A 15,137-nucleotide genomic window follows, 5' to 3' on the forward strand; every position below is an offset into this window, starting at 1 on the left:
TATAAATAGAATTTATTGTTTTTTATGCATTTGGAGAAAAACCAAGTACAAGAACATCATCTGTCTGAACTAGCTCATTTTCCATCCAATCATTAAATGCTCTACGTATAGATGTTCTTTGTGCAGATTTATCAGTTTTGTAATTATCGTTCAATAGTTTTAAGAACTGATCATTACTAAATTCTTTTTTATCTTCTCCACCAATTTGTTGAGCATAACCATCTGTGTACATATAATAAGTAGCATTATCGTTAAGATCAAAAGTATGCTTCTTAAATTTAGTAGAGTTGTCAGAGTTAGAACTAATTGAAACTGGAGTACCTTTAATAAAATAGAATTTATCGTTTGCTATTCTAACCAAAGAAGTATTAGCACCCGCAAACTCCATTACATTGGCATCTTTATCAATAACACATAAAGAAATATCAATTGCATTTTCTTTTTCTTGTGTTTTTGGACTTAAATGGATTGAAAGACGTTGATTCATCAATGCAATAATCTCATCTGGTGATGTTACTCCTTGAATTTCCACAATTTCTCTGAATAAAGAAGTTCCAATAATACTCATCATTGCACCAGGAACACCATTATTATTACAATCTACAGTTGCAATAAATGTACGGTTACCTTCTTGATGGAACCAGAAGAAATCTCCAGAAACAATATCTTTCGGTTTATGGAAAATGAACGAATCTGGAAGTAAATTTCTTATTACAGTACGGTTAGGCAGAATTGCACTTTGAATTTGCTTGGCATACTTAATACTTGACGTAATTTTTTGTGAAGTTGATTGAAGCTCTTCTTTTTGGCGCTCAATCTTTTCGTAAGAAACCGCATTATCAATTGCAATTGCAGAAAGTACAGCGATGTTTTTCAGAAGATTTACCTGTAACTCAGAGTAAGAATTTTTCTTAAAGCTTTGAACAGTAATAACACCAATAAGCTTTTCTTTTGTTCTTAACGGAAGATAAATAATAGAAAACGGCATATCGCCGATGGTCTTAATTTCTTCATCTGCATCAATATAATCATAGATTTCTGTAGTAATATCAGAAATTACAATGTCTTTATTTTCAATTAGAGCAATTGATGATAATTTCGTTTTATCACTCATTTCGTGAATAAAGAAAGGTAATTTTTCACCTTTTTCCATTGCACCTCTAAATTCAATTTGTTGTTTTCTGTGTTTATAAATACCAATACCAAAAGTAGTAGCATCCATTAAGCTATGAACGTTTTTATAAACAGTTTCAATAACACCGTCTACACTTAAACTCGAAGAAAGTGTTACACCAATGTCAGATAACAACTGTACATTTTTATAAGACTGCTCAATTTCATCTCTATTTGCTTCTACTTCTTGTTTTTGTTGTTGAAGTTCAGCAGTTCTATCTGTTACAATTTCTTCAAGACCTTCATACGTTAATGCGTTATCAAGGGCAATACCAATATAAATTGCAATGTTTCTTAAAACGTTCAAATCACTTTCTAAGAATGCATGAGATTTATAACTCTGAACTGTAATAAATCCTAAGGTTCCTTCTTTACCAATTAGTGGTAGGTAAATTAATGACTGCGGCATTTTAGCCACATCATCATAAGGTAACTTAGTATTTGGTAGAAATGTAGCGTACTCACTTACAATATCATTAATAATAATTTCTTTCAATGTTTTAAAACACTGAACAGACAATTTACTATTATCAGTAAGTAATATTGTTTTAGGAGGGAGTTTTTCTCCGTGCTCTATGTTGGTTGAAACTTCAAGAACTCCACGGTCTTTATTATAAATACCGATAGAGAAAAGAGGAGCATCAATTAAACTATTTAAACTTTCGTAGGCTGTATCCGAGATTCTTTCAATAGAAAGGTTAGAAGTAATGTCCTGACCAATTTCACCTAAACTTTTTAATGTAGTGTAGGCTTTAGTCAGTTTTTCTTCATTCATTTTAGTTTCTAGTATATGCGTTTCTTCTTGCTCTTTCGAAGATTTTGATAAGTTGATATTATCAATTGCAATAGCGATATACGAACTAATATTTCTTATTAAGTAGATATCATCTGGGTTATAAGCATTCTCAAAACCACTCTGAACAGTGATTACGCCAATTACTTCATTTTTGTCAATAATTGGAACGTAAATAATAGATTTCACTTTTTTACCTACTCTCGGAGCTGTTACCTCATATGCAGGGATAACATCTCTAATTTCATCATCAAAATTATTGATGTGAATTATTCTATTCTCATTAAAACAGATTGTTGCTAGTCTGTTTCCTTCTTTAATATCACAGGTGTTATAAGGTAACTTTTCTCCATCTTCATAAGACGAAGGGAATTCTAGAAGACCTTTTTCTTCGTTATAAACACCTATATCTAAAGTCTGTGCATCAATTAATTTATTTATCTTCTGATAAACAGTCTGAATCATTGATTCAATAGTGTGTGAAGTAGCAATAATTTGCCCGATATCACCTAAAACTTTTAAATCAGATTTTTTAATTGATGAATCATCCTGTTCTGTATCTTTTTGTATTTTTTCTTCTTTTGGTTCAACAGCAGTAGATAACTTTTTATAGCTCTCTAAAGCAACAGCATTTTGAAGTAAAATAGCTATTTGAGGAGCTAATAGTTGTAAGAATTTAATACTCTCAGGCGTTGAGTTTAAATTTTGAAACTGTTCTAACATTAAAAAGCCTACAATAACATCTTCATTCCAAAGTGGGATAAAATTAATGTAAGTAGGAGAATTTAATTTGACGTATAAATCAGAAGATACCGTTTGATTTCCTTTTGTAACATCAACAAAAACAGTTGATTTACTTTCTTTTATCTGACTTAAAATGCCTAAAGGCAAATCGTCATCAAAAGCGATACGGTTTGATTCTGAAAAAACAGGTTCATTATCAGTTCTTGCTTGATATGCTTTTAAAACAAAATCATCGCCTGACTTAATAATAATTGATGCTTTCTCAACAATTGATGTAGAAGTAACCGTTGATAAAATCTTTGTACAAAGACCTTTAAAAGTTAACTCTCTAGTTAAATTCTGATATATTGAAAGTGCCTGATCTAAATATCCTGTTTTCATGCTGTATGAAAAATATGAGTAAGAAGAAGTAGTTTTACCATTAAAAAAATAAGAAAGTGTAAAATTGATAATGTCCAATTTTCGAAAAAATACACTTCTTACGCGTTTCCTCAATTTAATAAATATATTGCCAATGTGCTAATTTTTATTAAATGAGTACAGTTTGTTGGTAGTTCATAAAAAAAGCTACACCATTTATAACGATGTAGCTTCATTTTTATTTCTTTAATAGTCTTAATTATCAGTTCTTGTAATTTTTAGGATGCCATTAATTTCACCAATCTCAGTAATTACTTTTTCAAACTCCTTTAAATTTTTGACTGAAATTTCAATATTTCCTTTAAAAATACCATCTAGAGACTCGATTGAGATAGACCTGATGTTTACTTTCATTCTACTAGTTATTATTCTAGTAACATCGTTCACAAGTCCGATTCTGTCTGTTCCCTCAATAGCAATTTTTGATATAAACGAAGATTCTTTTTCTGATGCCCATCGAGCTTTAATAATACGATAACCGTAATTGGCCATCATAGCAATTGAGTTAGGACAATTTGTTCTATGAATTTTAATACCATTATTGATAGTAATAAAACCAAAAATGTCATCTCCTTGAATTGGATGACAGCAATTTGCAATAGAGTAATGAACATTGTCCATATCTTCTCCAATTACTAATTCGTCGTCATCTTTACGTATTTTTTTAATTTTGGTCTTGAATTCTTTAGCAGAATCAGGAACAATTTTTTTCTTTTTAACGGTGTCAGTCGTGTCAAGGTGGTCTTTAAACTTCTTGATTTGCGTATGCTCAATTATACCTTCACCTACTTGATAATATAAATCACTTTCACTATTTAGATTAAAGAAATCTCTAAGTTGTTGTGCTACCTTATCGTCATATTTAATTTTTAATTGCTTTAATTTTCGGTCAATTATTTCACGACCAATCATTGCAACTCTTTTTCTATCGTCTTTTAGATGAGATTTTATCTTTGCTCTTGCACGAGAGGTGCGTACAATTTTTAACCAACCTTCATTTGCTTTCGGCTGGTTAGCTGTAAGAATCTCAATTTGATCTCCGTTTTGTAATTGGTAGCTTAAAGGTACAAGTTTACCATTAATTTTAGCACCTAAACATTTAGCTCCAACTTCTGTATGAATATCAAAAGCAAAATCTAAAACAGTAGCTCCGTGTGGAAATACTTTTAAATCTCCATTAGGTGTAAAGACAAATACTTCTTTATTGAAAAGGTTCGTTCTAAAGTCATCAAGGAATTCTACAGCGTTAACTTTGTCGTTTTCCATTAAGGTTCTGACTTCATTTAACCACTGTTCTATACCTTTTTCAGAGCTATCATCTCCTTGTTCTTTGTATTTCCAATGGGCAGCATATCCTTTCTCAGCAATCTCATCCATTCTTTTAGAACGAATTTGTACTTCAACCCAAATACCGTTATGTCCCATTACAGTTGTATGTAGAGATTCGTAACCATTAGATTTTGGCATACTAATCCAATCTCTCAACCTACTGACATTTGGAGTATAATAATCTGTTACAATAGAGTAAACGTGCCAACAAGTAGATTTTTCTACTTCTCTTGGACTTTCAAAAATAATACGAACGGCAAATAAATCATATACTTCTTCAAAACCCACCTGTTGCTTTTTCATTTTATTAGCAATAGATGTGATAGATTTAGTACGAGATTTAATTGTGTATTTGTATCCTTGTTTATCTAAAGTTTCTGTAAGAGGAGTTTTAAATTCATACGTAAAATGTTCACGAGCCTCTTCAGATTCTTTTAATTTTTTAGTAATCTCATCGTAAAGTGATTGGTCAGAATATTTAAGGCATAAATCTTCTAATTCAGACTTAATATTATAAAGACCTAAACGGTGAGCAAGTGGAGCGTAAATGTACTCAGTTTCAGCTTTTACTTTAAGCTGCTTGTCTTTGGGCATCGACATGAGTGTACGCATGTTGTGCAGTCTATCGGAAATTTTGATTAGAACTACACGTACATCTTCAGAAATTGTAAGTAACATTTTTCTGAAGTTCTCAGCTTGTAAAGAACCACCTTTTTGTGCTGCTCCTGATATTTTTGTAAGACCATTAACGATCAGTGCTACCTTTGGTCCAAAACGTTCTTCAATATCTTCTAATGTATATTCTGTATCTTCTACAACATCATGTAAAAGAGCAGAAATAATAGATGTAGTACCCAAACCGATTTCTTCTGCAGCAATAGTAGCAACTGCAACAGGATGGTAAATAAAAGGTTCGCCAGATTTACGGCGCATATCCTTATGAGCTTCAGTAGCAAACAAGAAAGCTTCCTTTATTAATTTTATATCTTTTGGGTCATTTAGAAAGGGTCTAGCTTTTCGTAACAAATTAGCATACATGCGAATAAGTTCCCTTCTTTCCTTTTCTATGTTGATCTCCATATTATAACCTCAAAAACTTTAATTAGATTCATATCAATGCTTGATTAAATTTGCATAAAAAAAATCAAACATCAACTAGTAAGACCAAAATAACTCAGTTTATTTATAAATAATTGATCATTTAATGATAACTACTTTTGTTTTGTATATATATAGGTCGATTTATAGCCTGTTTTTATACTCAAAAAGTTGAACTAATACTATTTACCCATCATTTTCTCTCACACAATTTAGTATAGTTAAACAGAGTACAAATCATTATAAATTACATACATATATATTAAATTGTTTACATTTTTTTGAAGTAGAATTGATGATTTTACTTATGAGTTGATTACCTTTGCATCGCTTAAATCAAAGTAGTTATTTTATAATGGTTTGATTTAAGGGATTTCATATCAAAGTATTTGATGTTAGTCATTGTTTTTCAGTGTGTTATCATCTTTGTTTTGAGCTGAAATATTTTGAGTGGTAAATAAGAAGTAGCAATTGATTTACTTTTAAATATCACTTTAAAATTAGGAGACTTTACAAGTTTTTGTATGGTTTTCTCTTAAATGTAGAGTTTTGTCACAACAAAAATCATAGAACTTTGGAATTCAAATTAGATAAACAAGAGAGCTCATACGGGTTACTTTCAGTAATTCTTACTGAAGCGGATTACATGCCAGAATATAAGTCAAAATTGAAGCAATATGCTCAAAATGCTAATATGAAAGGTTTCCGTAAGGGTAAAGTGCCAATGTCGATGGTACAAAAAATGTACGGTAAGCAATTAAAAATGGATACTTTCAACGAAACTGTTGGAAAAGCTGTTGATACTTACTTAAAAGACAACGACATTAAGCCTTTATTCCAACCAATCTACAAAGGTGAATTTATTACACCTGAGCAAGTTGGTGGTGATCAAACTGTTGAATTTGAATTATTACTTCCTGAGTTTGACTTAAACTTAGAAGGTGTTAATGCTGATACTTTCAACTTAACAGTAACTGATACTGATGTTGAAAATACAATCACTAAATTAAAAGAATCTTATCCTACTAAAAAGGATGCTGACGAAGCTGCTAAAGGTGATTTATTCACTGCAACTTTCAAAGCTGTTGATGGTGACTTCGAAAAAGAAGGTGCTGCTTTTGATTTAGATGAGAAATTAGCTGAAGGAATTGCTGATCAATTCGTAGGTAAAAAAGTAGGTGATGTTGTTACTTTAGACATTACTACAATGTACGAAGACAATAATCGTTTAGGTTTATTCTTAGGTACTGAAGATGCTGACAAATTTGTTGGTCAATTCTCAGTAGAAATTACTAAGATTACTCGTTCTCACGAACCAGAAATGAACAAAGAATTCTTTGATATGGTAATCGGACCAGATAAAGTATCAACTGAAGAAGAGTTCAGAGCTGAATTGAAAAAGACAATTGCTGAAGTAAATGCTCAAGCTATCGACGGTGTTACTAACGATAACGTTCGTAACGGTGTTGTTGAAGCAACTACAATTGCTCTTCCTGCTGAATTGTTGAAGAAAGTTTACGTTCAAAACAATCCTAAAGCAACAGAAGAAGACGCAACTGAAAACTTACCTAAATTTGAAGAAGCTGTAAAATGGAGAGCAATCTCTGACAAAGTTTTTGCAGATAACGAAATCAAAGTTGAGAAAGAAGAAGTTGAAGCTGCTGCTTTAGTTGCTATCAAAGCTCAATTTGGTAACTTCATGGGTGACGAGGATGAGCGTATGGGTGAGTTCGTACAAAATTACTTACAAGCTGAAAACGGTAAGTATTTCGAACAAACTTATGAGCAAGTTTACAACGAGAAAGTATTTAATGCAATGAAAGAAAAAGTTGCTTTAAACGCTCAAGAAGTTGATTTAGCTCAATTCGAAGAGATCTTAACTAAAAGAAACGAGCAAGCTGCTAACTAAGCAGTAAGTTCCTAGTTATATAAAAAGCCCTTGCATGAAAATGCAAGGGCTTTTTTGTTTGACTACTTTTTAAGAAACCTGATTCTTAAACTATTTCTAAATAATGTACTTAGAAGTCTATATCTCAACAAAAGTATTATTGTACTTTCTTATATTCCTTTTCTAAATTAGATGTAATTGGAATTGTTTTTTCATCTGCAACTACATTGTTCTTTCCTTTAGGCATGTATTCTTTATCATGTAATTTAGTAAGTACAAAACCTAATAGTAAGAAAGTAGACAGGATAATAGTGCACGCAGTTACGGCGTATCCTAAGTCTAATGTATTAATGTAATAAGTGATAAATGCAGTAAGAAGCGATAAACCATAAATAGCTAAGACAGCATATTTAGGAGAAAAGCCATATTTTACTAATAAATGAGACGAATGATCTTTACCACCTAAATAGATTGGTCTACCTGAACGAATTCTATTGATGGTAACAAAAGTAACATCAAATATCGGGTAGGCAAGTAATAATATTGGAGTTAAAACACTAATATTGATTGTTTCAACTTGCCAAGATTGTAAAACACCTATCATAGATAGCATATAGCCTAAAAACATACTTCCTGAGTCTCCCATAAATATTTTTGCATTAGGAAAATTATTAGGAAGAAACCCAAATAAAACAGCCGCTAAGCCTAAGCTAATAATTGCGATTTCGTGATTACCAAAATAAATTATTGATAAAATACCGAATGCAAGAGAAACTAAAGCTGCAGTTCCTGGAGAAAGTCCATTCATATTATCAATTAAATTGAGTGCGTTTATTACGCCTACAATCCAAAAGAAAGTAAATAACTGACTTAATATAGGAGGTAGGAAAGATGCAGAACCTACGATAAAAATAGCAATTGAAGCAGCAAGTAATTGGAAGAAAAGTTTAATTTTCGGTTCCATTGCTTTCGATTTGTCATCATAAGTACCAGTAAAGAAGATAATTTCTGCACCAGAGAATAGCCAGATCATTTTTTGATCAAATGGATTTTCTGGGAACATAAGAAATATACCGCCAATTCCAGCGATTACTGTAATACAACTTGCTGCATAAGATTTCTTTATCTGATTGTTAAATAGTAAATACATTGATGCACTTATTCCTAATGTTGAAGGAATACTCCACCATAATGGCAGAATTTCTAAAAATGTAGAAACTATAATAAAAGAAATCATAATACCGATTCCACCCATTAAAGCCGTAGTCTTTGAATGAAAACGATCTGCACGAGGTTTATCAACAATATTATATTTAACCGCTTGAGTAATTAATACTCGAGTAATGATAAAGGAGACTATTGCACCTAAAACTAAACTAAGCAGTAATGTAAATAGATTCATGTGTTAATTCATTATAAGTATTCATAAGGTCATCAACAAGCCTATTGAAATTGTATTTAGAATAGGTCGCACTTTGATGCTCTTCAATAAATAGCTGATTATTATGAGGTAATAAAATTTGAGATGCTGCATTTGCCATAGCAACATCATCATTTGGATTAACTAAATAATTTTTTCCATAATTGGTAAATAAGTCAGGAACACCTCCAACAGATGTAGAAACAACAGAAGTGCCACTTGTCATAGCTTCAATAATAGAAACCGGCGACCCTTCATTATTAGAAGTAAGCAAAACTAAATCCAAACTAGAATAAATGTCAGGTAAATTCTTTAAAAAGCCTGTAAATGTGATATACAAACTAGCCTTAGTCTCATTTGTATACGCTTCAAGCATTTCTCTGTCTTCACCATCACCTATCATAAAAAAGTGTAGGTTCTGATCTTTCTGATACATAATATTTGCAACACGGATAAACATTTTTAAGTTCTTTATCTGTGTAAATCTTGCCACTATCCCAATTAGTTTCTTTTCTGGAGGGATAGAATATTGTGTATGTAGGAAAGAGGTATTATTATTAATATAAAAACGTTCTAGATCTAAACCCAAAGGAATCATTCGGTGTTGTTTTTTTTGTCCAATACCTAATTTTAGAATTTCCTCTTGTTGTCTATCAGTAATTGTAATTATTGTATCAGTGTATTTAGCTAAAGTTCTCTCTATATTTAAAAATAGTTTTGTTTTAAGTGGAGAAAAATAGCCATGAAAAACATGTCCATGGAAAGTGTGAATAGTCTTTATTTTATTCTTTCTAAAAGAATTATATAAAATAGCCGCACCTCTTCCTATAAACCCTGCTTTAGCAGTATGAGTATGAATAATATCAGGTTGGAATTTTTTAATGATTGAAAGCAGTTCAGAAAGTGCTTTAAGATCATCTTTAGGAGATAACTCTCTTTGTAAATTATTTAAATAAGAAACCGTAACATCTTTTTCATCAGCTAAATAACTCATATCTCCTTCATTGCTAGGTACCGGCCCGGCAACTAGTTTAGTGGAATATTTATCGTTATTTATTTTTTCTGATAATAGGATGGTATGAATCGCTGGCCCTCCAACATTAAGGCGAGCAATAATACGGAGTATCTTAATTTTTTTAGTATATGATTTCGTCATATATTATTGAAAACAGTTAACTCTTTATTACGGACAATGACGTTTAAAATTATTATGAGTAACGAATTAGCTTGTTCAAATTTATTTATTGCAAATATATATATTAAAAATGCAAAAAATGTGAATATTATGTTTTTTATGGTATGTTTTTCGTAATTATCAATATTAGAATGTAGACAGTTTTTGATTGTATATTAAAACCGTTTACTTTTACAAGGTCTAAAGATTTAAAACAACTGATCCGAGATATGTATATTACGATGAAAAAACTTTCTTCATTTTTTATTACAACTGCAATGAGCACACTACTGCTTACATCTTGTGGAATGAAGGAGGAGAACGAACAATTAAAACAAACGAACGAAAAACTTCAAGAAGATTTAGCAAGAGCGGAAGCTGCTGCACAAACTTTAGATGAAGTTGGGGCACTAATAGATTCAATCGATGTATCAAGAAATTTATTATACATTGATATGGAAAAAGGTATTTCGGGCAAAACATATGAGGAAAAGATTAGAGCAATTGATGCTTATATGAAAGAATCTGAAAATCGTATGGAGCAAATGGAAGCTAGTTTGGCAAAATCAAATGCTAAAAATAGTGCTTATGCTAATACAATTAGAAAGTTAAGACAGCAATTAGATCAGAAAACGCAAGAAATTGATGATCTAAAAGGACAGGTAGAGAAGTTTAGATCAGAAAATAAAGCTTTGATAAAAACGGTCGACTTACAAGCTAAAGAACTTTCTGATAAAGAAATTCAAATTCAAAAAAAGAAAGAAGAATTAGCACTGTTGGATAATAGAATTCAAGAGTTAATGGTTCAAGCTAAAAAGACAGAAGCAGATGCCTTTTTTGCACAAGCAGAAGCTTTAGAAGAAGCAGCTAATAGAACTAAATTAGCACCAAAGAAAAAGAAAGCAACATTAGGTGAAGCACTTGAGTTGTATAAAAAATCTTTTGAGGCAGGTAGAAAAGATGCCTACGATAAAGTACAAGAATTATCAGAAAAGTTAGATTAATTTTAGCTTTACTTATTAAAATGAAAGCAGATAACTTAAATGTTGTCTGCTTTTTTTGTTAATGATATTTTGTGTGTTACTTCGTATCAGCTCTTTAATTAATTTTGTAGCATATAGTTTTTATAAATCTTAAAAATCACCTTTCATGAAGAAAGTTTCACAATATGTCGTCTCTCCAAACGTAGCTTTTGACGAAGATAACTTTAGATCTTTTATAATAAAGAAAGAGCATCTTGAAGATGCAGAGAATGTTACTGTGAGAATGACAAGACGTTCTATTGACGCTCGAAAAAAGAAAGTCAAAGTAAACGTAGAAGCTGAAATATTTGTTGATGAGAAACCAACTTTATCTATAAGTTACAAAAAAGATTACCCAAATGTAGCAAATGCAAAAAGGGTAGTAATTGTTGGGGCTGGTCCTGGTGGTTTGTTTGCTGCACTCCGATTAATTGAATTGGGTATTAAGCCAATTGTTATTGAAAGAGGTAATGATGTACAAAAGAGAAGAAGAGATTTAGCAAACATAAATAAAAATAATATAGTTAACGAAGATTCTAATTATTGCTTTGGAGAAGGTGGTGCAGGTACCTACTCTGATGGGAAACTATATACGCGTTCTAAGAAAAGAGGTGATTTTAGAAGGATTTGTGAAATTTTTGTGGCTCATTCAGCATCAGAAGAAATTTTAGTGGATGCTCACCCGCATATAGGTACAAATAAACTACCTAAAGTAATTGCAGAAATGCGTGAAAGTATTCTAAATGCTGGTGGTGAGGTGCATTTCGAAACTAGAGTAGAAGACCTTATTATAAAGAGTAATGAAATAAAAGGTGTAATTACTCAAAAAGGCGATGAGATAGAAGGTGAAGCAGTTTTATTGGCAACAGGTCATTCAGCAAGAGATATTTTTAGATTACTTGATAAAAAGAAAGTCCTGATAGAGAGAAAGCCATTCGCATTAGGTGTTCGTGTTGAGCATCCTCAAGGTTTAATTGATAGTATTCAATATCATATGAGTTCTAGAGATAGAGGAGAGTATTTACCTGCAGCGGCTTATTCTTTGGTTTCGCAAGTAGGCTATCAAGGTGATAAAAAAGGAGTGTTCTCTTTTTGTATGTGTCCTGGTGGTTTTATTGTGCCTTCTGCAACAGCTCCAGGAGAAGTAGTTGTAAATGGTATGTCTCCATCAAGAAGAGATTCTCGTTTTTCAAATTCAGGTATTGTAGTGAGTGTAGACGATGAAGATTTTAAAGACTACATTGAAAAGTATGGAGCACTCGCAGCTATGGAGTTTCAAGCAGATGTTGAAAAACAAGCGTGTAAAGTAGCGGGTGGTACTCAAGTAGCACCAGCTCAGCGGTTAGTTGATTTTACTCAGAATAGAGTGTCTTCAAAATTAAATGAAACATCTTACCAACCTGGGTTGTTATCAGTAGATATGAGAGATGTTCTTCCAGAAGCAATAGCACATAGGTTGCGTTTTGGATTCAAAGATTTTGGAAAAAAAATGAAAGGCTATTTATCTAACGAAGCTCAAATAGTTGGTGTAGAAAGTAGAACATCATCTCCTGTAAGAATACCAAGAGATAAAGAAACATGTGAGCACTTAGAGCTGAAGCGTTTGTTCCCATGTGGAGAAGGTGCTGGGTATGCAGGAGGAATTGCATCAGCTGCTATGGATGGAGAATTATGTGCAAACAGAATCGCCTCATTATATTGTGGCGTTTCAGATACAACTATAAAATAATCGGAGTATGAAATCTAAGATAGCGGATATCCGTGAAGACTATTCTAAAAAAAGTTTAAGTGAGACAGATGTTTTAGAAAACCCTATTCAACAATTCGAAATATGGTTAGAAGAAGCAATTAATGCAGATGCATTAGAACCTACTGCTGTAAATGTGGCAACTGTATCAAAAGAAGGGAGTATCTCTTCTAGAACAGTTTTACTAAAAGGGGTTGAAAAAGAAGCTTTTGTATTTTACACTAATTACAATAGTAGAAAAGGGAAAGCTTTACAGGAAACTCAGAAGGCAGCATTAAATTTCTTTTGGCCCGAATTAGAAAGGCAAGTATGTATTGAAGGTACTGTAGAAAAGGTATCAGAAGAAACATCAGATACTTATTTTGAAAGCAGACCTTATAAGAGTAAAGTAGGTGCATGGGCATCAGAGCAAAGTACAGAGATTTTATCAAAGAGTGTAATTGTTGCTCGTTTTGCTAAATATGCAGCAAAATATATCACTCATGTTCCTCGTCCACCACATTGGGGTGGTTTTGCAATTTCTCCTACTAGAATAGAGTTTTGGCAAGGAAGACCTTCAAGGCTGCATGATAGGATACAATATTTAAAAGATGAAGATGGAAATTGGGGTAAATCAAGGTTAGCCCCTTAATAAATATGTAGTTATTATTAAAAGCGACTGATTTTTATAGAAATCAGTCGCTTTTTTTATGTAAAAACCCTGATTCGATGTTTTTAAGTTAAAAAAGGTCTTCTTTTAAGTGTTTTTGGTTGATTTTTATGTTTTTATTTGATTTTAGGTTTTAAAATAACCCAGTTTTCACTTAAAAATATGTTATTATGATTTATTTAGTGTGCAATTTAAGTGTGTTGTGAATAAAAAATTGATAATAATTTGTTTATATGGTTGCGAATTATTTAAATTTGAGGCATCAGATTGATAAAAATACTCACATTCACCTATATTAATTATGATTTCTATTAAAAAAGGATACTTCAAAAGTATCATCTTACTACTTTCTGTATTGTTACTCCCTTCGTTGGGTTTTTCACAAGAAACAGCTACAATCAATTCAGGTGATACTGCTTGGATGTTAGTTGCTACTGCAATGGTTATGTTAATGACGCCAGCAGGTTTAACTTTATTCTATGGTGGTTTAGCACAACGCAAAACTGTACTGAACACTATTGGTATGAGTTATACAGCTTTCTGTACTGGTACTCTTGTTTGGGTAATCATTGGTTATAGTTTAGCTTTCGGAAAAGGAAATGCTTATATCGGAGACTTTAGTTCTTTCTTATTAGCAGATGTAAAAATTACAGATGTAGCAGGTACTATTCCAAGAATTTTATTTATCATGTTCCAAGGTACTTTTGCAGCAATTGCAGTTGCACTTGTAAGTGGATCTATTATAGAAAGAGTAAAATACTCTACATGGATTATCTTCTCTACGTTATGGGTTGCTTTAGTTTACTCTCCAATTGCTCACTGGGTTTGGGGCGGTGGCTTCTTAAGTACTGATGGCGAATTAGATTTTGCAGGTGGTACTGTTATTCATATTAACGCAGGTGTTTCTGGACTTGTTTTAGCATTAATGTTAGGAACAAGATTAGGTCATAAGCAAGAGCACTCTAACAAACCTTCTTCTATCAAATTAATGGTATTAGGTAGTGCTTTATTATGGTTTGGATGGTTTGGTTTTAATGGTGGTAGCCAATTAGCAGCTGATTTTATTGCAGCAAACGCAATGTTAGTTACAAATGTTGCAGCAGCAGCTGGTGGAATGGCTTGGTTATTAATTGAGTGGGTTACTGAAGAAAAGAAGCCTACGTTATTAGGTTCAGCATCAGGTGTGATTTCTGGATTAGTAGGAATTACCCCAGCATCAGGATTTGTTGATGTATCAGGAGCTTTAGCAATTGGTGCAATATCAGGTGTTGTAGGTTTTTACGGTGTTGTTAAGTTGAAAAAAGCACTTGGATATGATGATACACTTGATGTATTTGGTATTCACGGTCTAGTTGGTATTGTTGGAGCTGTTTTAACTGGTGTTTTTGCAAACCCAGAAGTGAATGGAGCTGCAGGTTTACTTTACGGTAACCCAGGTCAGGTTCTAGTGCAATTAAAAGCAGTTGTTGTAACTATCATTTATTCTGGTATTGCTTCAGCAATCATCTTTAAATTGAGTACACTTCTTACTGCAGGTGGTCGTGTAGACGCTAAAATTGAATCAGACGGTATGGATGAGTCAATTCACGGAGAAAAATCATTTGAATCTATGTAATCATAGTTCGAATAAAAATATTATTAAAAGAGATACTACTAAGGTGGTATCTCTTTTTTTTGTTT

At 32.2% G+C, this 15,137-nt stretch carries 9 protein-coding genes; 5 read left to right on the forward strand and 4 right to left on the reverse strand.

Annotated elements, in window-relative coordinates:
- Nucleotides 1-22 precede the first annotated feature (22 nt).
- The gene (locus KM029_RS17585) at nt 23-3,091 is read right to left on the reverse strand and encodes a GAF domain-containing protein (protein WP_144074491.1); all 3,069 of its coding nucleotides are present in this window, start codon (nt 3,089-3,091) and stop codon (nt 23-25) included.
- Nucleotides 3,092-3,325: 234 nt separating this feature from the next.
- On the reverse strand, nt 3,326-5,539 hold the full coding sequence (locus tag KM029_RS17590; protein ID WP_144074492.1) for a RelA/SpoT family protein: 2,214 nt from the start codon (nt 5,537-5,539) through the stop codon (nt 3,326-3,328).
- A gap of 592 nt (nt 5,540-6,131) precedes the next feature.
- On the opposite strand from KM029_RS17590, the gene tig reads away from it, so the two are divergent.
- The gene (tig, locus tag KM029_RS17595; RefSeq protein ID WP_158631096.1) at nt 6,132-7,466 is read left to right on the forward strand and encodes a trigger factor; all 1,335 of its coding nucleotides are present in this window, start codon (nt 6,132-6,134) and stop codon (nt 7,464-7,466) included.
- Between the two features lie 136 nt (nt 7,467-7,602).
- Here tig and KM029_RS17600 read toward each other — a convergent pair whose 3' ends face one another.
- Both KM029_RS17600 and KM029_RS17605 read right to left on the reverse strand, forming a co-directional pair.
- Nucleotides 7,603-8,847, reverse strand: a complete 1,245-nt coding sequence (locus KM029_RS17600) for an MraY family glycosyltransferase (RefSeq protein WP_144074494.1) — start codon at nt 8,845-8,847, stop codon at nt 7,603-7,605.
- Nucleotides 8,822-10,021, reverse strand: a complete 1,200-nt coding sequence (locus KM029_RS17605; protein WP_144074495.1) for a glycosyltransferase — start codon at nt 10,019-10,021, stop codon at nt 8,822-8,824. The genes KM029_RS17600 and KM029_RS17605 overlap by 26 nt, the downstream gene beginning before the upstream one ends.
- A gap of 260 nt (nt 10,022-10,281) precedes the next feature.
- On the opposite strand from KM029_RS17605, the gene KM029_RS17610 reads away from it, so the two are divergent.
- From KM029_RS17610 to KM029_RS17625, 4 genes are all read left to right on the forward strand, one after another.
- Nucleotides 10,282-11,043, forward strand: coding sequence for a hypothetical protein (locus tag KM029_RS17610; protein WP_144074496.1), 762 nt, complete (start codon nt 10,282-10,284; stop codon nt 11,041-11,043).
- 145 nt (nt 11,044-11,188) lie between these two features.
- A complete protein-coding gene (locus KM029_RS17615; RefSeq protein WP_144074497.1) occupies nt 11,189-12,790 on the forward strand; it encodes an NAD(P)/FAD-dependent oxidoreductase in 1,602 nt (533 codons plus the stop codon).
- 7 nt (nt 12,791-12,797) lie between these two features.
- Nucleotides 12,798-13,439: a pyridoxamine 5'-phosphate oxidase gene (gene pdxH / locus KM029_RS17620; RefSeq protein WP_144074498.1), complete on the forward strand. Its 642-nt coding sequence runs from the start codon at nt 12,798-12,800 to the stop codon at nt 13,437-13,439.
- A gap of 319 nt (nt 13,440-13,758) precedes the next feature.
- Nucleotides 13,759-15,072: an ammonium transporter gene (locus tag KM029_RS17625; protein ID WP_144074499.1), complete on the forward strand. Its 1,314-nt coding sequence runs from the start codon at nt 13,759-13,761 to the stop codon at nt 15,070-15,072.
- The last annotated feature ends 65 nt before the right edge of the window (nt 15,073-15,137 follow it).

The sequence above is a fragment of the Flammeovirga kamogawensis genome (assembly GCF_018736065.1).
In the GTDB taxonomy this organism is placed as follows: domain Bacteria; phylum Bacteroidota; class Bacteroidia; order Cytophagales; family Flammeovirgaceae; genus Flammeovirga; species Flammeovirga kamogawensis.

Excerpts from the sequence above, each read along its gene's own strand:
- KM029_RS17585 (WP_144074491.1), bottom strand. The coding sequence starts at position 3,091 with ATGAAAACAGGATATTTAGATCAGGCACTTTCAATATATCAGAATTTA.
- KM029_RS17605 (WP_144074495.1), bottom strand. The coding sequence starts at position 10,021 with ATGACGAAATCATATACTAAAAAAATTAAGATACTCCGTATTATTGCT.
- pdxH (WP_144074498.1), top strand. The coding sequence starts at position 12,798 with ATGAAATCTAAGATAGCGGATATCCGTGAAGACTATTCTAAAAAAAGT.
- KM029_RS17600 (WP_144074494.1), bottom strand. The coding sequence starts at position 8,847 with ATGAATCTATTTACATTACTGCTTAGTTTAGTTTTAGGTGCAATAGTC.
- KM029_RS17615 (WP_144074497.1), top strand. The coding sequence starts at position 11,189 with ATGAAGAAAGTTTCACAATATGTCGTCTCTCCAAACGTAGCTTTTGAC.
- KM029_RS17625 (WP_144074499.1), top strand. The coding sequence starts at position 13,759 with ATGATTTCTATTAAAAAAGGATACTTCAAAAGTATCATCTTACTACTT.
- KM029_RS17590 (WP_144074492.1), bottom strand. The coding sequence starts at position 5,539 with ATGGAGATCAACATAGAAAAGGAAAGAAGGGAACTTATTCGCATGTAT.
- KM029_RS17610 (WP_144074496.1), top strand. The coding sequence starts at position 10,282 with ATGAAAAAACTTTCTTCATTTTTTATTACAACTGCAATGAGCACACTA.